Raw genomic sequence first — 19,288 nt, 5'->3', positions numbered from 1 at the left:
GGCTCGCGAGGGTGATCACCTGCCCGCAGGCCTGTGGACTTCCCGCACGCTGTCCACAGGCCTGCGGCCAAGTGAATACCGCCCCGCACGCTGTTGCAGCACCATCGCGGCGTGTCCTGGAAAATCGAGCCGGGCGATATCAGCGGCGCCTTGGACAAATTGGTGCTGGCAAGTTCGAGCATGGAAGCCGGCGTCCTGACCCGCCGCGAACTGATCCGCCACTACGAGCAGCTATTCCGCAATGTCTACGTCAAGCGCGGCACCGAGCTCACCGCGGTGGACAAGGCCGTCGGCGCCTGGCTGTGGTCTGGTGAGAAAGCCGTAGTTGCTGGGCTGTCGGCTGCTGCCGTACTGGGCAGCAAGTGGGTGCCTGCCGACCGCCCGCCGGAACTGATTCGGTCGCAGCGGCATTCGCCGCCGGGCATCCGGGTGCACACCGAGTCCCTCGCCCGGGATGAAACCACGCTGCTGTTCGGCGGTCTGTGCTGCACCACGGTTCCCCGCACCATCTTCGATTTGGGCCGCTGGCTGGATTTCGAGGACGCCCTGATCCGCATCGACGCGCTGCTCAATGCCACGGACTGCCCGATCGGCGAGGTGCAGGCCGTCGCTGCTCGATATCCGCGTGCCCGTCAACGGCGCCAGCTCACAAAACTCCTCGAGATCGCCGACGGTGGTGCCGAGTCACCGCGGGAAACCGAGCTGCGGCTGCTACTCATCCGGGCCGGGTTCCCCCGGGTGACTACTCAGATACCGGTGCGCAACGAGGCCGGCCGGGTGGTGCGCCGCGTCGACATGGGTTGGCAGAAATGGAAGGTCGGGGTCGAGTACGACGGGGCGCAGCATTGGAACAACTCCCGCGCGCATGCCTCGGACATTGGGCGTTTGGAGTTCCTGGCGCAACAGGGCTGGTTGATCATCCGGGTTTCGGCGTGGCATTTCGACCACGACCAAGCGGGGGTCATCCGACGCGTCGCGGACGCCCTCCGAGCCAGGGGTCACCCGCAATACGTCTGAATTCCGTTCGTGAACCGTGAATTGTGTACGCATTGCCCGAGTAGAGACGTACACAATTCACGGTTCACGAACGAGAAATCTAGTTCACCGTCACCGCGGCAGCTTCGTCCATCAGTTCGTCGAGTTCAGATTCCTCGACGTCGATCCCGGTCAGATGCGAACGCGTTGCGAACAGCACGCCGGCCCCGGCCAACACCGCAGCCGCACCCACCCAGTACGGCAGGTGCACGCTGACCTGCTCGCCGAGCACCCCGGCCAGCCACGGCGCGACGGCCGCACCACCGAACCGCAGGAAGCTGTAGGCCGCCGACGCGACACCGCGTTCCACCGGCGCGGCCTTCATCACGGCCTCGGTGATCAAGGTGTTGTTGATGCCGATGAACAACCCGGCCACCACGACACAGCTGGCCAGCACGGCCTTGGAGTCGGTACCGACGGCCATCACCATCAGCACGGCGCTCATCGCCACCAGGTTGCCCAGCAGCGTCGGCACGGTGCCGAACCGGTGCTGCAGCCGCGGTGCCACCAGCACCGAGGTGAACGCCAGCGCCACACCCCAGCCGAAGAAGATCAACCCGATCTGATGCGCGGTCATATCCAACGGGAACGGTGTGAACGCCAGCAACGTGAAGAACCCGAAGTTGTACAGCAGCGCGGTCACCGACACCCCGAGCAGACCGCGATGCCGCAACGCCCGGAACGGATCGGCCAACGTGGTCGCCCGTTCAGGTCGCGGAGCTTCGGGCAGCAGGAACGCGGTCACCGCGACGGCCACCACCATCAACACCGACACCCCGAAGAATGGTCCGCGCCAGGAGATCGAGCCCAGCACCCCGCCGACCAGCGGCCCGACCGCAATGCCCAAGCCCAGCGCGGCCTCGTACAGGATGATCGCCTGGGCCACCGACCCGCGCGCCGAGTTGACGATGGTGGCCAGCGCGGTCGCGATGAACAGCGCATTGCCCAAACCCCACAGCGCGCGCCAGCCGACAATCTGCATGACGGTCTCGCTCATGCCGGCCAACCCGGCGCCGACGATGATGATCACCAGCCCGAGCAGCAGCGTGCGTTTCGGTCCGATCCGGCTGGCCACCACACCGGTGATCAGCATCGCCACACCCATCACGGCCATGTAGCTGGTGAACAGCAGCGACACCTGCGACGGCGACGCATTCAACGTGTCGGCGATCGGCTTGAGGATCGGATCCACCAGGCCGATACCCATGAACGCGACGACGGAAGCGAACGCGACGGCCCAAACCGCCTTGGGTTGACGCCACATACGGCGAAGACTCCTAACTACAGATCAGATGGCGGCGTTGTCCACCAGCCGACGGATGACGTCGACGGCGGATTCCAACACCTTGAGATCCCCCGGATCCAGCTGCGCGAGCGCCGGGTCGATCACTGCGGCGCGATCGGCGCGGACCTGCGCCAACGTGGCCACACCCAGGTCGGTGATCCGGATCAGCACCGCGCGGGCGTCGTCGGGATCGGGCGCGCGGGTGACCATGCCGGCGTCCTCGAGCCGACGCACCTGGGTGGTCATGGTCGGCTGTGAGCAGTTGTCCAACGCTGCCAGATCCGAGATCCGGGCCTCGCCGCGATCGCCGATGGTCGACAGCAGCCGGGCCTGCGCCCAGGGCAGCGGCAGCCGGATGCGCTGGGTGGCCAACCGGTTGAGCCGAGCTACCACCGCCAGCAGATCCACGCCCAGACTGCTGGCGGGTGTGGGGGAGGAGGACATGCGCCCAAGATTACATAGATTTCCTATGTGATCCAAGCTGTGAGCGGAGGTTGTGGCCAACGTCATGGCCCGCAACCGGGGTCGACGCGCAGATCAGCGCGACTGGCAGAATCGTGCAATGACCGAAATCGGCGCCGCGTCTCGTCCGTCGCGGACGATGCGCCCCGCCGAGATGGCCCAGGCCTCGGTGATGGCCGCGCTGTGCGCCGCCTGCGCGGTGATCGCCGTCGTCGTCCCGTTCGCCCAGGGAGTATCGCTGCTGGGCATGGTCCCGATGGGTTTGCTGGCCTACCGCTACCGGTTGCGTGTGCTGATCGCCGCGGCGTTCGCCGGCGGCGCGATCGCGTTCCTGGTCGCCGGTGTCGGCGGCTTCATGACCGTGCTGAACTGCGCCTACATCGGCGGGTTGACCGGCATCGTGAAACGCAAGGGCCGCGGCACCCCGACGGTGTTTTTCACCTCGATCCTCGCCGGGATGGCATTCGGGGTGTTCGCGGTGGCCGCGCTGGCCGTGCTGTCCCGGCTGCGTCTGCTGATCTTCGACACCATCACCGCCAACGCCCAGGGCACCGCCCGATTCCTGGAGACCATTGCCTCTTGGGTGTCGACAGCCGGCGAACGCATCGGCGACGGCGAGACCCTCGAACCGGTGGCCGTCGCGCTGTATGCGACGGGCCAGCTGATCCGCGACGGCGTCGAAGGTGCGCTGAACTACTGGCCGCTGTTGGTGGCCGGCTACGCGGTGTTCGCGATCGTGGTGGTCTCGCTGATCGGCTGGTGGGTGCTGTCCCGGGTACTCGAACGGCTGCGCGGCATCCCTGACGTGCACAAGCTCGAGCCCACTCCGGCGGCTTCGGCCGGCCCGCTGCCGGTCCGGCTGCACGACGTCAGCTTTCGCTACCCGGGCGCCGAGCACGACGCGCTGCGGCCACTGAGCATGGGCGTCGACGTCGGCGAACACGTCGCGATCTGCGGCGCCAACGGCTCCGGCAAGACCACCTTGATGTTGATCCTGTCCGGCCGGGAACCCAGCACCGGGCAGGTGGTCCGCCCCGGCGGCGTCGGGCTCGGCGAGGCCGGCGGCACCGCGATCGTGTTGCAGCACCCCGAAACTCAGGTGTTGGGCACCCGGGTCGCCGACGACGTCGTCTGGGGCCTTCCGCCCGGCCGGCAGGTCGACGTCGACCGGTTGCTCGGCGAGGTCGGCCTGTCCGGCATGGCCGAACGTGACACCGGCGGGCTGTCCGGCGGCGAGTTGCAGCGACTCGCGATCGCCGGAGCGCTGGCCCGCGAACCCGCGCTGCTGATCGCCGACGAGGTCACCTCAATGGTCGACGCCGCCGGCCGCGACGCGCTGCGCGACGTGCTGGCCGGGCTGACCGCCAAGCACCAGATGGGCGTCGTGCAGATCACGCACTACAGCAACGAAGCCGAGTCGGCCGACCGGGTGATCAACCTGTCCGATTCGTTGGACAACACCTCGATGGTCGACGCGGTCGCAGCGCCGGCGGCCAGCGCCGCGGTTCCGGTGTCCGGCGGGCAACCCGTGATCGAACTCGACTCGGTCAGCCACGAATTCAGCCGCGGCACACCGTGGGCCACCACCGCGCTGCGCGACATCAGTTTCTCCGTACACGCCGGCGACGGAGTACTGATCCACGGCGGCAACGGCTCGGGCAAGTCGACGCTGGCCTGGATCATGGCCGGGCTGATCACCCCGACCTCGGGCAGCTGCCTGGTCGACGGCCGGCCCGCCGGCCAGCAGTGCGGTGCGGTGGCGCTGTCCTTCCAGGCCGCGCGGCTGCAGTTGATGCGGCCCCGGGTGGATCTGGAAGTTGCTTCAGCAGCTGGGTTTTCACCAACCGATCAGCAGCGGGTGGCGGCGGCGCTGGCCGCGGTCGGATTGGATGCGGCGCTGGCCCGACGCCGGATCGACCAGCTCTCCGGCGGCCAGATGCGGCGCGTGGTGCTCGCCGGTCTGCTGGCCCGCGCACCCAAGGCGCTGATCCTCGACGAGCCGCTGGCCGGCCTGGACGCCGCCAGCCAACGAAACCTGCTGCGGCTGCTGGAGGATCTGCGCACCAACGCGGGGCTGACCGTGGTGATCATCTCGCACGACTTCGTCGGCTTGGACGGGCTGTGCCCGACCGTGCTGCAACTGCGCGGCGGAGCACTGGAAACCCCAACCGCGACCGCCGGGGAGCTGTCATGAGCACTGCCGAGCAGACCCGCACCCGTCGGCAGCCCCGGCCGGTGGTGCTGCTGCGCCCGGTGCCGGGTGATTCGGTGATCCACCGGCTGTGGGCCGGCACCAAGCTGATCGTGGTGTTCGCCATCTCGGTGCTGCTGACCTTCTACCCGGGCTGGCTGCCGATCCTGTTGATGGGCGCGCTGGTGCTGATCGCCGCCCGGCTGGCCCGGGTGCCGCGCGGTGCACTACCCACCATCCCGAAGGTGCTGTGGTTCTTGATCTTCCTGGGCGGGTTCACCGCGGCGCTGGCCGGTGGTACACCCGAATTGCGCCTGGCTGGACTGGAATTGGGGCTGGGCGGATTCTTGAACTTCAGCCGGATCACCACCTTGGCGATCGTGTTGTTGGGTTTGTGCATGATGGTGTCCTGGACCACCAAGGTCGCCGACATCGCGCCCGCGATCGCCAAACTGGGCCGGCCGCTGCGTGCGCTGCGCATCCCGGTCGGCGACTGGGCGGTCGCCACCGCCTTGGCGCTGCGGTCCTTCCCGATGCTGATCGACGAGTTCCGGGTGCTGTACGCCGCGCGGCGGTTGCGGCCCCGGCCGGTGCTGCCGCGCCGCTGGGCCCGGATGCGTCGGGTCGGCTTCGAACTGGTCGACCTGCTGGCCGCGGCGATCACCGCAGCGCTGCGCCGCGGCGACGAGATGGGCGACGCCATCACCGCGCGCGGCGGCACCGGGCAGTTCGCCGCGAACCCGGCCGGCCCGCAGCGACGGGACTGGATCGTGCTCGCGGTCGTGGCGCTGGCCTGCATCGGCTCGATCTGCTTCGAGGTGTTCGTGCTCAAGACCGTTCCGACGCCCAACTCCTGAGTGTCACCCCGCCGCCCCCAAAAAGCTACCGCGCCGCCGCCTCGTTGGCGGCCTGCTGGGCGTGGCGCAGCGCGTCCGGCACCGGGAGCCGGCCCAGGAACATCTCGGCGAAATACGGTTTGATCGCCTGATATCCGGCGGCGAAGCCGGTGCCGCCGGGCGCGCTGACATGCGGTCCGTCGAGGGCGTCGAAGAACGGGCCGACGTCGACGCCGCGCCCCGCCCAGTAGTCCAGGTAGGCCGGCTGCGCGTCGAGCACGGCGGGGATCGCGGCACCCGATTCGGCGACGTAGCGGTTTCCGGCGGTGCTGCCGAGCCAGCCCAGCAGCCGTCGGACCGCTTCCGGGTGGGCACTGGCGGCGTTGCCGGCCGCGACGATGCCGTTGGTGACGCTGACCCGTCCGGCTGGGCCGGTGGGCAACATCGCCACACCCCAGTCGAATTGGGCCGATTCGGCGACATTGGCCAGGTTGTAGGTGCCGGACTGGAACAGCGCCATCCGCCCGGCCAGGAACTGGTTGCGGGAGAAATCCCCGTTGTCGTTGGTGTCGGCCGCACTCGGGGCGACGTGGTCGCGGTTGATCAGGTCCACCAGATAACCGAAGGCGAACTCGCCGGCCGGGCTGGCGAAGTCGAAGCGTTGCCCGTCGTGGAACTGCCCGCCGGCCGACGCCAGGAAGTTCAAGTAGATGCCCTGAAAGTCGTTGGCCGCGTTGTAGCCCCACTGCCGGATCCGGCTCGGGTCGAACCCGGGCTGATCGGCGCGCCGACCGGAGGCGTCCAGGGTGAGCCGGGCGGCCGTCGAGCGCAAAGTGTCCGCCGGCCCGCCCCAGCGCAGGTCGGCCAGATCCTGCGGGCTCAGCCCGGCGGCGGCCAGCAGGTCGGCGTTGTAGTACACCGCGATCCCGGCGTCAGTCAGTTGCGGTACACCCCACAGGGTTTGGTTGCGGGTGAACTGTTCGACGACGGCGGGTTCCCAGGTCGGCGACGGGTCGATCGGCAGCAGCCGGCCGCTGTCGGCGTACTCGGCGAAATAGGAGTTGCTCAACCAGAACACGTCGGCCGCACTGCCGCCGGCCACGTCGGTGCGTAACGTGTCGAAGTAGCTGGCGTAGGAGACCACATCGACGTGCACCTCGATGTCCGGATGGGCGGCGCCGAACGCCTCGAAGGACTGCCGGTAGGCCGCGGCCACCTGTGGATCCCACAACCGCACTGTCAAGACCGTCTTGCCCTCGGGTGCACTGCTGCGGCCCATCAGGATCGCGGCGACCAGCAGCAGCACGCCCAGCAGCGCCAGGGCGGTGACGAACAGCGTGGAAAACCGGGGACGGGTCATTTCAGGCCCGTCAGCACGATCGAGCGGACCATCTGCCGCTGGAACACCAGGAACAACGCCACCAGCGGCACGATCGCCACCGTGGTCGCGGCCATCACCACCGTCCACTGCGCGTTGTACTGCGACTGTAGGCCCGCGGTCGCCACGGTCAGCACCCGCCACTTCTCGCCGCTGGTGATCACCAACGGCCACAGGAACGAATTCCACTGCGAAACAACGGTGATCAACGTCAACGTGACCAGGATCGGTTTACTGGCCGGCAGCACCACGTGCACCAGAATGTCCAACGTGTTGGCGCCGTCCAGGCGGGCCGCCGCGATCAGATCGTTCGGGATGGAGCGGAAGTATTCGCGCAGCAAGAAGATCGCATACGGCGAACCGAACAGGAACGGCAACACCAACGCCCAGAACGTGTTTCGCAGACCGGCCTGGGCCATCATCAGATACAGCGGCACCACGGTGACCGTCGCCGGCACCATCAGGGTGGCCACATACACCCAGAACAGGGCCTCGCGGCCCGGAAAGTCCAACCGCGCGAACGCATATGCGGCCAGCACCGAGAAACTCAGCTGAAACACCAGGATCACCGCGGTCATCAGCGCGGTGACCGCCAGCGCACGGCCGAACCCGGCGTCGGCCAACCCGGTGTAGTTCGCCAGCGTCGGCGGCGCCGGCCAGGACAGCGGGGTGCCGGTGGCGAACTGCTGCGCGGAGGTGAACGAGGTCAACAGGCCCATGCCGAACGGCACCAGCGTGATCGCGGCGCCCAGCAGCAGGAACAGATAGATCACCGCGGTGCGGCCCGGGCGCGCCCACCCGGGCCACCCAGCGCCTCGCCGCACGCTGTTACGCCAGCTCATAGTTGATCCGTCGGCGGAAGTACAGCTGCTGGATCACGGTGATGCCCACCAGGATGACGAACAACACCACCGCCATCACCGCGGCCCGGCCGATAGCGGCCGCGCCGAACGCCTCGGCGTAGATCCGGTGCGCGACCAGATCGGTGCGGTGCTGCGGACCACCACCGGTCAGCGCGTAGACGGTGTCGAAGACCTGGGCGGCGCTGACCACCCCGGTGACCGCCACGAAGAACACCGTCGGGCGCAGCATCGGCAACGTGACATACCGGAACCGCTGCCAGGAATTGGCCCCGTCGATCCGGGCCGCGGCGTACACCTGCGGCGGAATGGCCAGGATCCCGGCCACGAAGAACAACGTGGTGTAGCCGACGTTTGACCACACCGTGACCGCCGAAACCACCGGCAACGCCAAACCCGGGTCGGTCAGCCACTCGATCCGATGGCCCAGCAGCGTGCTCACCGCGCCGTCGGTGGGAGCCAGGATCCAGCGCCACAGCACCGCGATGGCCAGCGGCGCGCAAATCCACGGCAGCACATACAGAGTGCGGAACAGTCCCGACCCGGGCAGCTCCCGGGCCAACAGCGACGCCGCGAACAAGCCCAGCGCCATCTGCGTCGGCACCACCAGTGCGATGAACACCACGGTCACCAGCAGCGAGTTGCCGAACGTCGGATCGGTGAGCACCGAACGCCAATTGTCCAGGCCGACATAGCTGATCGGGCCGAGCAGATCCCAGCGGTGCAGGCTGAGCCACAACACCACCAGCATCGGCAGCAGCAGGAACGTGCACACCCCGAACAGGCTGGGCGCCAGCAACGCATAGCCGAGCGCGGTGTCGCGGCGCGCGCGAGGTTTGGCCATGCCGAGCATCTGCTCATTAAACCGTCGCTACGCTGCCAAGGTGATCACCCTGGACCGGTTGGTGAACGTGGTTGGCGGATATGGCGTCGTCGCGCGCCTGGGCGCGGTGCCCCGCTCGGTGGAGTTGCGTTCGGTGGTGATCCCGGAACCGGCCATGCGCGGTGACCTGCTGTTGGCCATCGGCGCCGAGTCGGTGACCGAGGCTGTGGGGTGGGCGCGCGATGCCGCCGCGGCCGCGGTGTTGGTGCGCGCCGAAAGTGCAGAAGCCGCCCACGTTCCCGACGACGTCGCCGTGCTGACCGTCGGCGAGCACGTGCCGTGGAGCGAGATCGCCGCGGTGGTCTACGGGTTGGTGCTGGAGGGCCGGGAAACCGAATCCGGGCGCGGACCCACCGACTTGTTCGCGCTCGCCGACAGTCTGGCCGAAACCATCGGCGCCCCACTGGTGATCGAAGGTCGCCGCGCCCAGGTGCTGGCGTACTCGCGCAGGCACGACGCCGACCCGGCCCGGGTGCAGGCCATTCTGGACCGGCGCACACCCGCGGCGCTGGTCGAGCACTTCGAGCAGCACGGTGTGGCCGCGCACCTGGCCGGCTCCGACGAGCCGCTGTTCGTCGCACCCGAACCCGAGCTGGGCCTGGCCGGCCGGATGGTGGTCGCTGCCCGGGTGGGCCGCGAACTGCTCGGCTCGGTGTGGGTGAGCAGCAGCGAACCGCTGCAGGGCGCCGCGCTCGACGCGTTGCGTACCGGCGGGCGCACCGTGGCGCTGCATTTGATGCGTTCGCGGGCCAGCGCCGATCTGGAACGGCAGGTCGAGTCCGAGTCGGTGCTGCGGCTACTCGACGGAGCCCCGGACGCGGCGACGGTGGCCAGCCGGCTCGGGCTGGGCGCCGAGCAGCTGCGGGTGATCGCCGCGCGGGCCCGGATCGCCGGTGAGCCGCAGCTGGCCCCGCTGGTCGCCTTCGAGTACGCCACCTCGGGGTTCGGCTGGTCCCGGCCGGGCCGCAGCGCACTGGCCGAGACCACGATCTACACCGTGTTGCCCGGGGTGGACGCCGAGACCGCGCGGCGCTGGGTCGCGGCCCTGCAGGAGGCGCTGCCCGGTCAGGCCGACGTGCTCGCCGGGATCAGTGGGCCGGCCGGGGTGACCGAGCTGGCCGCCGCGCGCCGCGAGGCCGACGAATGCCTGGCGTTGCACCAGCACTCCGACGAGCACACCGTGCCCGCCTACGACGAATGCTGGGACGACGTGCTGCTGCAGCGGCTGCGCGCCGCCGCCGGATCGGGTCGGGCCCCGACCCGCGGACCGGTCGCTGACCTGGCTCGACACGACGACGAGAACGGCACGCCCTACCTCGCGACGCTGCGGGCCTGGCTGGAGGCGCAGGGCGATCCGGTGGCCGCCGGGGCCGCTTTGGGCGTGCACGAGAACACCGTGCGGTACCGGTTGCGCAAGATTGCCGAGGTCACGCAGCTAGGACTGGACGATCCGCGTAAGCGTTTGGCCATGATGATCGAGCTCGCTGCGCTATAATTGTCGAGAGCCGACAATCAGAAAACCCGTGGTTGTCGATTTTCGCAATGGTTCGGCAGGTCGTGGCGACGATCATGGATATGAAGCGGACCGATCAATCGTTGGAGGTGCAGCATGGTCGAACGCATCGACGGCGGCCCTCGTTCGGTGATCGTCGTCGGGGCCGGGGTCGTCGGCCTGTCCACGGCATGGTTCCTGCAGGAACGCGGCGTCGAGGTCACGGTGGTGGACCGCGACGGCATCGGCGCGGGTGCCTCCTGGGGTAATGCCGGCTGGATCTCGCCTGCCCTGACCCTGCCGCTGAACCAACCCGCCGTGCTGCGCTACGGCATGAGTTCGCTGCTGGACCCGGCCGCGCCGCTGAGTGTGCCGCTGCGCCCCAACCTGGGACTGGCCAAGTTCCTGGCCGGCTTCGCGCGTCGCTGTACGCACAAGAACGCGCGGCGCAACGTCGCGGCCAACCTGCCCTTCAACGACGAGTGCTTCGAAGCCTTCGACGTGCTGACCACCAACGGTGTGGACGTCGAGATCCACGACGCCGCGATCACCGCGCTGTTCCGGTTCGACGCCGACCTGCTGGAACTGCGCGACGAACTGCGTGCGCTGGAACGCGCCGGACAGTCGATCGACGTGCGCGTGATCCCCGATGAGGAACTGCACGAACGGATTCCGCTGGCCTCGCGCACCGTCGGCAACGCGTTGTCGATCAATCATCAGCGCTATGTCGATCCGGGTCAGTTCGTCACCGCGCTCGGTGCTGCCGTGCTGGAACGCGGTGCGCGCCTGGAGCAGATGCGCGTCGGTGCCGTGACCTCAACAAACCACGGCGCCATGGTGTTTGGCACCGACGGAGTCGACGGACCCAAGTTGACCGCCGACGCCGTCGTCGTCGCCACCGGGGCGTGGATCTCCGAACTGGTCAAGCCGTGGGTCAAGGTCCCGGTGCGCGCCGGTCGCGGCTATTCGTTCACCGTGCCGATCGACCGGCCGGTGTACGGTCCGCTGTATCTGCCGCCGGTTCGGGTGGTGGCCACTCCCTATCGGGACGGGCTGCGAATCGCAGGCACCATGGAGTTCCTCGGCCCCGACGACCCGATCGTCCCGGCCCGGGTGGACGCCATCGTCGACGCCGCGCAGCGCTATCTCGAAGGCGTGGACTGGGACAAACGCGAAGACGTCTGGGTGGGGCCACGTCCGGTGACCACCGACGGACGACCGTTGATCGGGAAAGTCCGTCCAGGTGTGTATATGGCTGGCGGACATGGCATGTGGGGTCTAACCCACGGCCCGGTAACGGGTCGGGCCTTGGCCGAACAGATCACCACCGGCAAGCAACCCGACGCACTCCGCGAGTTCGACCCGCTGCGCTGACTTTTCTCACAGTTGCCAGGTGCGCCAGACCGCGGTCCGTCGCACCTGACGGCAAACCCGTTCGAAACGAAAACAACCAACGATCATCCCTACCAACCTTGAGGAGACCCACGATGACTGTCTGGCTTACCCCAGCCGCCCGCGAGAAACTGCAGGACGAGGTGAACGAACTGCGAGCGGCGTTGGAGGAGACCGCTTCTAGCGACGACGCCGGTGCCCTCGATGAGCGTCAGGCCATGCAGAACCGGATCCGGCAGATCCACGACATGCTCGGCGACGCGGTCGTCGGCGAGGATCCGCCCAACGACGGTATCGCCGAACCCGGCATGGTCTGCACCGTGCGCTACGGCGATGACGACGACGACGTCGAAACCTTCCTGCTCGGCGTGCGCGGCGCCGACTTCGGCGACATCGAGGTCTACTCGGTGGACTCGCCGTTGGGTGCTGCGCTGATGGGTGCCCGCCCCGGCGAGACCCGGACCTATGAGCTGCCCAACGGTGGCAAGGCCGAGGTGACCCTGGTGTCAGCGGTGCCCTACGGCCTGCACAAGGACACGGACTCGGCGCTGCCCGCCTGACTTACGGCTCCCCGCTACGGTGGGGAGCCGTGAGTGTTCGTGACGTCGACGCCGACTTCCTAGACCTGCCCCGGCAGCAACTCGCCGACGCTGCGCTGAGCGCGGCGAAGGCCGCTGGAGCCAGCTACGCCGACCTGCGCATCCACCGGATCGCCGGGGAGATCGTGCAGCTGCGCGACGGCGAGCTCGAGACCGCGGTGACCAGCACCGAGATCGGGCTGGCGGTGCGTGTCATTGTCGACGGAACCTGGGGTTTCGCCTCGCACGCAGAGCTGACCCCGGACGTCGCCGCGCACACCGCGCGCCGCGCGGTCGCGGTGGCGCGCACCCTGGCTCCGCTGAACGCCGAACGCATCGAACTGGCCGACGAACCGGTCTACCGCGACGCCCGCTGGGTGTCGAACTACCAGATCGACCCGTTCACGGTGTCCACCGCGGACAAGATCGCTGTGCTGGATGAGTACTCGCAGCGACTGCTGGCCGCCGACGGCGTCGACCACGTGTCGACCTCGCTGAATGCGGTCAAGGAGCAGACCTTCTACGCCGACACCTTCGGTTCTTCGATCACCCAGCAGCGGGTGCGGGTGCAGCCCACGCTGGACGCGGTCGCCGTCGACGCTGCCGCCGGCAGCTTCGAATCGATGCGGACGTTGTGCCCGCCGAGCGGGCGCGGTTGGGAAGTCGTCGTCTCCGACGAGGTGTGGGACTGGACATCGGAACTGGCCGAGCTGCCGGTGCTGCTCGCCGAGAAGGTCAAGGCGCCCAGTGTGGTCGCCGGGCCCACCGATTTGGTCATCGACCCGTCGAACCTGTGGCTGACCATCCACGAATCCATCGGGCACGCCACCGAATACGACCGCGCGATCGGGTACGAGGCCGCCTACGCCGGCACCTCGTTCGCCACCCCGGACAAGCTCGATGTGCTGCGCTACGGCTCATCGGTGATGAACGTGACCGCCGACCGCACCGTCGAATACGGTTTGGCCTCGGTCGGTTACGACGACGAGGGGGTGGCCGCGCAGAGTTGGGATCTGGTGCGCGACGGCATGTTCGTCGGCTATCAGCTCGACCGGGTCTTCGCGCCCCGGCTCGGGTTGACGCGGTCCAACGGTTGCTCGTATGCCGATTCGCCGCACCACGTGCCGATCCAGCGGATGGCCAACGTCAGCCTGCAGCCCGGTGCCGAGGACCTCAGCACCGCGGATCTGATCGCCCGGGTGCCCGACGGCATCTACATCGTCGGCGACAAATCCTGGTCGATCGACATGCAGCGGTACAACTTTCAGTTCACCGGGCAGCGGTTTTTCCGGATCCGCGACGGCAAGCTCGATGGCCAGCTGCGTGACGTCGCCTACCAGGCCACCACTACCGACTTCTGGAATGCGATGGAAGCCGTTGGCGGGGCGTCGACCTGGCGCCTCGGTGGGGCGTTCAACTGCGGCAAGGCCCAACCCGGACAGGTGGCGCCGGTCAGCCACGGCTGCCCGTCGGCACTGTTCCGCGGCATCAACGTGCTCAACACCCGCGAAGAAGGGGGCGCAAAGTGATCAGCGCGCAGCAGGCCATCGACACGGTGCTGGCCGAAGCCGCCCGCCGCGGTCGCGCCGATCAGACCATCGTGCTGGTGTCCGATCGTTCCGAGGCTTCGCTGCGCTGGGCCGGAAACTCGATGACCACCAACGGTGAATCGATCAGCCGGACCACGACGGTGATCTCGATCGTGTGGCGCGGCGAGCGCGCGCATGTCGGGTCGGTGCAGACCAGCGACGTGGATCCGGCCGCGCTGCCGGACCTGGTCGCGGCCTCCCAGGACGCGGCAGCCGCTGCGCCAGAGGCCCGGGATTCATTCGCGCTGCTCGACGGTGATGGTGGCCCCGCGGATTGGGATGCCGCGTCGACCGGCACCGCGGCCGATGTGTTCGGCGATGTGGCCGGGGCGTTGAGCCGCGGATTCCGCGGACACGACACGCTTTACGGGTTCGCCCACCACGTCGTGGAGACCAGCTACCTGGGTACCTCAACCGGGTTGCGGCGCCGGTTCACCCAGCCGACGGGTTCGGTGGAGATCAACGCAAAACGTGCTGGCGGCAGCGCCTGGGCCGGGGTGGGGACACCGTGGTTCGCCGACGTGCCGGTCGATGCGATGCTGACCGACTTGTCGACGCGGCTGGACTGGTCGGCGCGCACCGTGGAACTGCCCGCGGGTCGGTATCGCACGATCATGCCGGCCTCGACGGTCGCCGATATGATGATCTACCTGTTCTGGAGCATGGAGGGCCGCGGTGCGCAGGAGGGCCGTACCGCGCTGTCCGCACCCGGCGGTGGAACCCGAGTGGGGGAGAAGCTCAGCGATCTCGGGTTGACCTTGTACTCCGATCCGGGCGCGCCCGGCCTGGAGTGCGCGCCGTTCGTCACCGCCGAGGCGTCCTCGGAGAGCAGTTCGGTCTTCGACAACGGTCTCGATGTCGGTCGGGTGGACTGGATTCGAGACGGCACGATCAACGCGCTGGCCTACTCGCGCGCGGCGGCCGCCGAGTTCGCGGCGCCGGTCGCGGTTCCGTGCACCAACCTGCTGATGACCGGGGGCAGTGGCGAGGTGGCTGATCTGGTTGCCGGTTGCGAGCGCGGTCTGCTGCTGACCACCTTGTGGTACATCCGTACCGTCGACCCGACCACGCTGCTACTGACCGGGCTGACCCGCGACGGGGTGTACCTGGTCGAGGACGGTGAAGTGGTTGCGGCCGTGAACAACTTCCGGTTCAACGAATCCCCGCTGGATCTGCTGCGCCGAGCCGCTGCCGCGTCGGCCACCGAGGTGACCTTGCCGCGGGAATGGGGCGACTGGTTCAACCGCGCCGCGATGCCCGCGCTGGTGATCCCGGACTTCCACATGTCGTCGGTGAGCCAGGCGCAGTAACTCCCGCCCTCGGACGGTAACTCCCGCCCTCGGACGGTAACTCCCGCCCTCGCGCGCCGAGCCTGCGGTTTCATACGCGACATGCCGCGGTGCCCGTATCAATCGGCAGTCACGACGGTAGCGATTCGTCAGCTGAACGGCGTCCGTGCGGGCACACTGGACGGATGCTCGACGAGCTGACCCGCCTGGTGGCGTTGTGGCCGCCGAAACTGTCCGACGTCAACGCCGGCGTCCGCGAAATCTGTGCGACGACGCTGCGCCTGCCCGCGTTGCCGGCCGAATCCGGCGGCGGCCCGGTCGATCCGAGCATCGGTGAGTTCGCCGAACAGTTCAGCGTCGACGTTTCCGCGATCACTGTTGAGCAGCGTCAGGCCCTCGCCGATGCCACGCAGTCCGACGTCTTGGACGTGACGGCGTTGATCTTCATCGCAGATTTCGGCCCGCGGGTGCGGGCCGGTCTGCAGGCAATCGGCATCGACGCCGACTTCGCATCCGTCGAATGGGATCACGACACCTCGCCGGGTGGCTACCTGCTGGAGACGTTCGTCGCGGCGGTTGGCCGGATGCAGGCGTTGGATCCGCTGACCACCGAACTGATCCGGTTGCGCGGGGCCCGACAGCACAACTGCCGGCTGTGCAAGTCGCTGCGTGAGGTCGGTGCGCTGGATGCCGGTGGGTCAGAGTCGATCTACGACGCGATCGACGGTTTCGAGAATTCGTCGCTGTCGGCACGCCACCAGGCCGCGCTGCGCTACGTCGACGCACTGATCTGGACCCCGGCGCAGGTGAACGCCGACGAACTGCGGATGTACTTCTCGCAAGCCGAAGCCGTCGAGCTCACCTTGGACGTCATGCGCAACGCGTGCAACAAGGTTGCGGTGTCCCTCGGGTTCGACCAACCGCGAGTCACGCAGGGCACCGAACGCTATCGGCTCGGTCCCGACGGGCTGCCGCAATACCAGGACCAGGTCTAGGTCAGGAGAGTCATGCCGGAACGTCGCATCGAAGCCATCATGCCCGCCGAGTTGCCCGCCGAAGGTGCCGCGCCGAGCAATTACTCCTACGGTGTGCGGGCGGGCGACACCCTGCACATCTCCGGCATGGTGGCCTTCGCGCCGGACGGATCGATCGTCGGCGAGGGAGACATCGAAGCCCAGGTGGAGCAGGTCTTCACCAACATGAAGTTGGTCGTCGAGGCTGCCGGCGGCACGATGGACGACATCGTGGCCACCACCACCTACCTGGTGAATACCGCCGACGCGCCGGTCGTCTCGGCGGCCCGGCACCGCTGGTTCACCGGGTCGATACCACCGACGCACACCGTCGTCGGCGTCGCCGCGTTGGGTCGACCCGCATTCCTGGTCGAGATCGAGGCCACTGCCTACCTGGGCTGAACCAGCCTGTCCCGCAGCAGTTTCAGCACGTCGTCGACCTGCTCATCGGTCGTCGCCCAGGAGCATACGAACCGCACAGTCGGGGCCAACGGGTCGGGCCGGTGCAGGGCATAGTGTTCGGACAGTTCGGTGAACACCGCGGGATCCAGGTCGACGAACACCTCGTTGGCCTCGACCGGCGACGCCAAGCTCAGCCCCAGTTCTGTCAGACCGGCCGCCAGTCGGGTGGCCATGGCGTTGGCGTGTGCACCGTTGCGCAGCCAGAGATCGTCGGTGAAAAACTGCTCGAATTGTGCTGCGGCATAGCGTTGCTTGCTGGCCAGGTGCCCGATCTGCTTCTGCACGAACCTGATACCGGAGAACAGCTCGGGCCGGCGGATCAACACCGCGTCCCCGAACAGCATTCCGTTCTTGGTGCCGCCGACCGTGACGACGTCGGCGTCACCGACCGCTTCTGCGGGTGAACATCCCAAGGCGGCAACAGCATTGGCGATCCGAGAGCCGTCGACATGCACCACGAAGCCGAGTTCGTGGGCGTGGTCGACGAATTCCGCGATCTGGGCCGTCGACCACACCCGACCGTTCTCGGTGGATTGGGTCAGCGTGACCACCGCCGGCTGGGAGTGATGCACATCGCCGCGGCGCGCGACCCGCTTGTCCAGTTCGGTGGGGGAGATCAGGCCGTCGTCGCTGGGCAGTGCGGTCAACTGCGCGCCGGAGAGCCGGACCGGGCCGCCGGCCTCGTCGAGCAAGGAGTGCGCGATGTCGCTGCACAGGATCTCCTGCCACGGTGCGGTGGCGGCGGTCAACGCGATGATGTTGGCGGCGGTCCCGGTGAACGCGAACAGCACTTCGGCCTCGGGCGCGGCGAACGTAATGCGCAGCGCATCGGCGGCCCGAGCGGTGGTCGGGTCGTTGCCGTAGGCCAGCGCGAAACCAGCGTTGGCCCTGGTCAGCGCATCCAGCGAGGCCGGGTGCGCCGGTGCGGCGTTGTCCGAAGCGAACGCGGCGGAACGGGTGCCGGGGCGGCGGGCCGACGGCGGGAGGGCGTGCGGCATGCGGCTCCTGTCAGGTCGGGGATGGGCTCCATCCTCCACGTTGGGCCGCCAGAGTGCAGAGTCAGTCATCGAGGAAAGCGCGCACGATGTTTCTCTGGCGGGCTATCGGGCCGACGTACTCGTCGCGGGAGAGCACCAAGGTTGCACACGGGGCGGTGAAGTCGTCGATGTAGTGATGACCGGGACCGCTATCGGGTTCGGCGAGACTATCCAGCATCCAGGACATTTCGTCGACGGTGTGAGGATCCAGCCGCCAGTTGACGTGATCCTCGCCCAACTCGATCTCGACTGGGCCACCCTCGGCGACGACGAACCCGTGCGTGACGCCGCCGTTACTCAACTGGGCGTGGCCGTGTTGCTGGGCTTTCTTGATCGCGGCGTTGAGCTCGACGACGCCGCCCTGATCCATTCCGGCCACTACGGCGTCTTCGTACGCATACTTCTCGTAATAGACGACGCGGATGATGGCCATGGAGGCAATGTAGGCCAGGTTTCGGGGCGCTGTCGCCTCCATTCCTCGGGCGCGGGAGGCGAGGGGACGGTCGGCGGACGGGAGCGGTGTGCGCTACTCCGAACCGGTCATGGGAACATAGGGGCCGCGCAACGCGCCGGGGGCGGTAGCTCAGTCGGTTAGAGCCGCGGACTCATAATCCGCTGGTCGCGGGTTCGAGCCCCGCCCGCCCCACCATCAGCCCACCGCGAGTGCCCGATCCGCAAACGACCTGTCCGAACTGATCGCCGCGTCGGGGCCGGCCAACTCGCCGTCAGCCAACTGCTTCCCAAAATTGCGTGAGCACGGCAGCGCCGCGCGCGGGATCCTGGATCATCCAGTAGTGATCAAGTCCGTCGAGCACTTCCGTGCGCGCTCCGGCCCGCTCCGCCGCGCGGCGACGGATCCCTTCCGAGCCGACGTAGGTGTCAGCGGTGCACAACAACGACAAGCCTGGCCGCGCACTGGCTCGTTCCAAGCCCCCGGCCGCCTCGGCCATCGCACCCGGCTGTCCGGACGAGCGGTACAGCGCCAAGATCGCCCGTCCCATCTCCGGGCCATGGGCTTGCGCGACTGCGGTTGCGATGTCGGCGGGCATTCCGACCGTCCCAATCGCGGCGACCCAATCTTCGACGGGTGTGCTCATCATGGCCTCGATCGCCTGCTCGCCCACCTCCGGCGTCTTCCAGACCTGGGCAAGGTCATGCCAGACGTACTCGGGGTCGAATATGCCGATGGAGTCGGTGGTCCAGGTGCGTACGAGTTCGGGTCGATGCATCATCGCGTTGACGACGAGGATTCCGCCCACGTCGTGCCCGACGAGGTCGATCGGCCCGCCGATCCTTTCCAGCTCGCCCTCGAGCCAATCCCGGTAGGCGAGGTAGGTGGCCGCGAAGCCGTCGGGCAGCGGTGCGCCGAATCCCGGCGGGGACAATCGCACGACGTCGTCACGGGCCAGAGCATCGACCAGTGGGTCCCAGATCGCGTCGGTCTCGGGATTGCCATGAACCAGTACGACGGTCATGTTCGAAAGGATGACACGCGCGACGTCCCGT

General features: G+C 68.0%; 18 protein-coding genes and 1 tRNA gene. 11 read left to right on the top strand and 8 right to left on the bottom strand.

Going from position 1 to position 19,288, the window contains the following annotated elements:
* The first annotated feature begins 111 nt into the window (after positions 1-111).
* Positions 112-1,017, top strand: coding sequence for an endonuclease domain-containing protein (locus AC5Y3P_RS18420; protein WP_500047369.1), 906 nt, complete (start codon positions 112-114; stop codon positions 1,015-1,017).
* A 79-nt stretch (positions 1,018-1,096) separates the two neighbouring features.
* On the opposite strand, the gene AC5Y3P_RS18415 is transcribed toward AC5Y3P_RS18420, so the two are convergent.
* Positions 1,097-2,299 (bottom strand): MFS transporter, encoded by a 1,203-nt coding sequence (locus AC5Y3P_RS18415; protein WP_500047368.1) that lies wholly within the window; start codon positions 2,297-2,299, stop codon positions 1,097-1,099.
* A 24-nt stretch (positions 2,300-2,323) separates the two neighbouring features.
* Positions 2,324-2,764, bottom strand: a complete 441-nt coding sequence (locus AC5Y3P_RS18410; RefSeq protein WP_500047367.1) for a MarR family winged helix-turn-helix transcriptional regulator — start codon at positions 2,762-2,764, stop codon at positions 2,324-2,326.
* A 118-nt stretch (positions 2,765-2,882) separates the two neighbouring features.
* On the opposite strand from AC5Y3P_RS18410, the gene AC5Y3P_RS18405 reads away from it, so the two are divergent.
* Both AC5Y3P_RS18405 and AC5Y3P_RS18400 read left to right on the top strand, forming a co-directional pair.
* Positions 2,883-4,976 carry an ABC transporter ATP-binding protein gene (locus AC5Y3P_RS18405; RefSeq protein ID WP_500047366.1) on the top strand — a complete coding sequence of 698 codons (2,094 nt, stop codon included), beginning with the start codon at positions 2,883-2,885 and terminating at the stop codon, positions 4,974-4,976.
* Complete coding sequence (locus tag AC5Y3P_RS18400) at positions 4,973-5,830, top strand: CbiQ family ECF transporter T component (RefSeq protein ID WP_500047365.1); 858 nt, start codon at positions 4,973-4,975, stop codon at positions 5,828-5,830. Before AC5Y3P_RS18405 ends, AC5Y3P_RS18400 begins: the two co-directional genes overlap by 4 nt.
* A 25-nt stretch (positions 5,831-5,855) precedes the next feature.
* Here the strand turns inward: AC5Y3P_RS18400 and AC5Y3P_RS18395 are convergent, their stop codons facing one another.
* The 3 genes from AC5Y3P_RS18395 to AC5Y3P_RS18385 are packed head-to-tail and all read right to left on the bottom strand — an operon-like array spanning position 5,856 to position 8,891.
* Positions 5,856-7,169: an ABC transporter substrate-binding protein gene (locus tag AC5Y3P_RS18395; protein ID WP_500047364.1), complete on the bottom strand. Its 1,314-nt coding sequence runs from the start codon at positions 7,167-7,169 to the stop codon at positions 5,856-5,858.
* Positions 7,166-8,029, bottom strand: coding sequence for a carbohydrate ABC transporter permease (locus AC5Y3P_RS18390; RefSeq protein WP_500047363.1), 864 nt, complete (start codon positions 8,027-8,029; stop codon positions 7,166-7,168). The genes AC5Y3P_RS18395 and AC5Y3P_RS18390 overlap by 4 nt, the downstream gene beginning before the upstream one ends.
* Entirely contained in the window at positions 8,016-8,891 is an 876-nt protein-coding gene (locus AC5Y3P_RS18385) for a carbohydrate ABC transporter permease (protein ID WP_500047362.1), read from the bottom strand. The genes AC5Y3P_RS18390 and AC5Y3P_RS18385 overlap by 14 nt, the downstream gene beginning before the upstream one ends.
* A gap of 40 nt (positions 8,892-8,931) precedes the next feature.
* Here AC5Y3P_RS18385 and AC5Y3P_RS18380 point away from each other — a divergent pair, with 40 nt between their 5' ends.
* The 7 genes from AC5Y3P_RS18380 to AC5Y3P_RS18350 all read left to right on the top strand — a co-directional run bounded on the left by AC5Y3P_RS18380 (position 8,932) and on the right by AC5Y3P_RS18350 (position 16,685).
* Positions 8,932-10,425, top strand: coding sequence for a PucR family transcriptional regulator (locus AC5Y3P_RS18380; protein WP_500047361.1), 1,494 nt, complete (start codon positions 8,932-8,934; stop codon positions 10,423-10,425).
* Between the two features lie 114 nt (positions 10,426-10,539).
* Positions 10,540-11,796 (top strand): NAD(P)/FAD-dependent oxidoreductase, encoded by a 1,257-nt coding sequence (locus AC5Y3P_RS18375; protein WP_500047360.1) that lies wholly within the window; start codon positions 10,540-10,542, stop codon positions 11,794-11,796.
* 113 nt (positions 11,797-11,909) lie between these two features.
* Positions 11,910-12,374 (top strand): GreA/GreB family elongation factor, encoded by a 465-nt coding sequence (locus tag AC5Y3P_RS18370; RefSeq protein ID WP_500047359.1) that lies wholly within the window; start codon positions 11,910-11,912, stop codon positions 12,372-12,374.
* Between the two features lie 29 nt (positions 12,375-12,403).
* Positions 12,404-13,921 carry a TldD/PmbA family protein gene (locus tag AC5Y3P_RS18365; RefSeq protein ID WP_500047358.1) on the top strand — a complete coding sequence of 506 codons (1,518 nt, stop codon included), beginning with the start codon at positions 12,404-12,406 and terminating at the stop codon, positions 13,919-13,921.
* Complete coding sequence (locus tag AC5Y3P_RS18360) at positions 13,918-15,291, top strand: metallopeptidase TldD-related protein (RefSeq protein WP_500047357.1); 1,374 nt, start codon at positions 13,918-13,920, stop codon at positions 15,289-15,291. The genes AC5Y3P_RS18365 and AC5Y3P_RS18360 overlap by 4 nt, the downstream gene beginning before the upstream one ends.
* Positions 15,292-15,455: 164 nt before the next feature.
* Entirely contained in the window at positions 15,456-16,265 is an 810-nt protein-coding gene (locus AC5Y3P_RS18355; RefSeq protein WP_500047356.1) for a carboxymuconolactone decarboxylase family protein, read from the top strand.
* Between the two features lie 12 nt (positions 16,266-16,277).
* On the top strand, positions 16,278-16,685 hold the full coding sequence (locus tag AC5Y3P_RS18350) for a RidA family protein (RefSeq protein WP_500047355.1): 408 nt from the start codon (positions 16,278-16,280) through the stop codon (positions 16,683-16,685).
* On the opposite strand, the gene AC5Y3P_RS18345 is transcribed toward AC5Y3P_RS18350, so the two are convergent.
* Both AC5Y3P_RS18345 and AC5Y3P_RS18340 read right to left on the bottom strand, forming a co-directional pair.
* Positions 16,673-17,743, bottom strand: coding sequence for a threonine aldolase family protein (locus AC5Y3P_RS18345; RefSeq protein WP_500047354.1), 1,071 nt, complete (start codon positions 17,741-17,743; stop codon positions 16,673-16,675). The genes AC5Y3P_RS18350 and AC5Y3P_RS18345 overlap by 13 nt on opposite strands.
* Before the next feature lie 61 nt (positions 17,744-17,804).
* A complete protein-coding gene (locus AC5Y3P_RS18340) occupies positions 17,805-18,215 on the bottom strand; it encodes a hypothetical protein (protein WP_500047353.1) in 411 nt (136 codons plus the stop codon).
* Positions 18,216-18,354: 139 nt separating this feature from the next.
* On the opposite strand from AC5Y3P_RS18340, the gene AC5Y3P_RS18335 reads away from it, so the two are divergent.
* A tRNA-Ile gene (locus tag AC5Y3P_RS18335) sits at positions 18,355-18,431 on the top strand.
* A 76-nt stretch (positions 18,432-18,507) separates the two neighbouring features.
* On the opposite strand, the gene AC5Y3P_RS18330 is transcribed toward AC5Y3P_RS18335, so the two are convergent.
* Complete coding sequence (locus AC5Y3P_RS18330; protein WP_500047352.1) at positions 18,508-19,257, bottom strand: alpha/beta fold hydrolase; 750 nt, start codon at positions 19,255-19,257, stop codon at positions 18,508-18,510.
* Between the last annotated feature and the right edge of the window lie 31 nt (positions 19,258-19,288).

Source organism: Mycobacterium sp. NGS45 (genome assembly GCF_059812645.1).
Note: the sequence above shows the minus strand (reverse complement) of the source record. Positions and strands in the feature narration are given on the sequence as shown.

Bases quoted from the DNA above. Each gene is read 5' to 3' on its own strand.
- AC5Y3P_RS18415 (WP_500047368.1), bottom strand. From the start codon at position 2,299: ATGTGGCGTCAACCCAAGGCGGTTTGGGCCGTCGCGTTCGCTTCCGTC.
- AC5Y3P_RS18375 (WP_500047360.1), top strand. From the start codon at position 10,540: ATGGTCGAACGCATCGACGGCGGCCCTCGTTCGGTGATCGTCGTCGGG.
- AC5Y3P_RS18350 (WP_500047355.1), top strand. From the start codon at position 16,278: ATGCCGGAACGTCGCATCGAAGCCATCATGCCCGCCGAGTTGCCCGCC.
- AC5Y3P_RS18410 (WP_500047367.1), bottom strand. From the start codon at position 2,764: ATGTCCTCCTCCCCCACACCCGCCAGCAGTCTGGGCGTGGATCTGCTG.
- AC5Y3P_RS18400 (WP_500047365.1), top strand. From the start codon at position 4,973: ATGAGCACTGCCGAGCAGACCCGCACCCGTCGGCAGCCCCGGCCGGTG.
- AC5Y3P_RS18385 (WP_500047362.1), bottom strand. From the start codon at position 8,891: ATGGCCAAACCTCGCGCGCGCCGCGACACCGCGCTCGGCTATGCGTTG.
- AC5Y3P_RS18355 (WP_500047356.1), top strand. From the start codon at position 15,456: ATGCTCGACGAGCTGACCCGCCTGGTGGCGTTGTGGCCGCCGAAACTG.
- AC5Y3P_RS18390 (WP_500047363.1), bottom strand. From the start codon at position 8,029: ATGAGCTGGCGTAACAGCGTGCGGCGAGGCGCTGGGTGGCCCGGGTGG.
- AC5Y3P_RS18395 (WP_500047364.1), bottom strand. From the start codon at position 7,169: ATGACCCGTCCCCGGTTTTCCACGCTGTTCGTCACCGCCCTGGCGCTG.
- AC5Y3P_RS18330 (WP_500047352.1), bottom strand. From the start codon at position 19,257: ATGACCGTCGTACTGGTTCATGGCAATCCCGAGACCGACGCGATCTGG.
- AC5Y3P_RS18370 (WP_500047359.1), top strand. From the start codon at position 11,910: ATGACTGTCTGGCTTACCCCAGCCGCCCGCGAGAAACTGCAGGACGAG.
- AC5Y3P_RS18340 (WP_500047353.1), bottom strand. From the start codon at position 18,215: ATGGCCATCATCCGCGTCGTCTATTACGAGAAGTATGCGTACGAAGAC.
- AC5Y3P_RS18405 (WP_500047366.1), top strand. From the start codon at position 2,883: ATGACCGAAATCGGCGCCGCGTCTCGTCCGTCGCGGACGATGCGCCCC.
- AC5Y3P_RS18345 (WP_500047354.1), bottom strand. From the start codon at position 17,743: ATGCCGCACGCCCTCCCGCCGTCGGCCCGCCGCCCCGGCACCCGTTCC.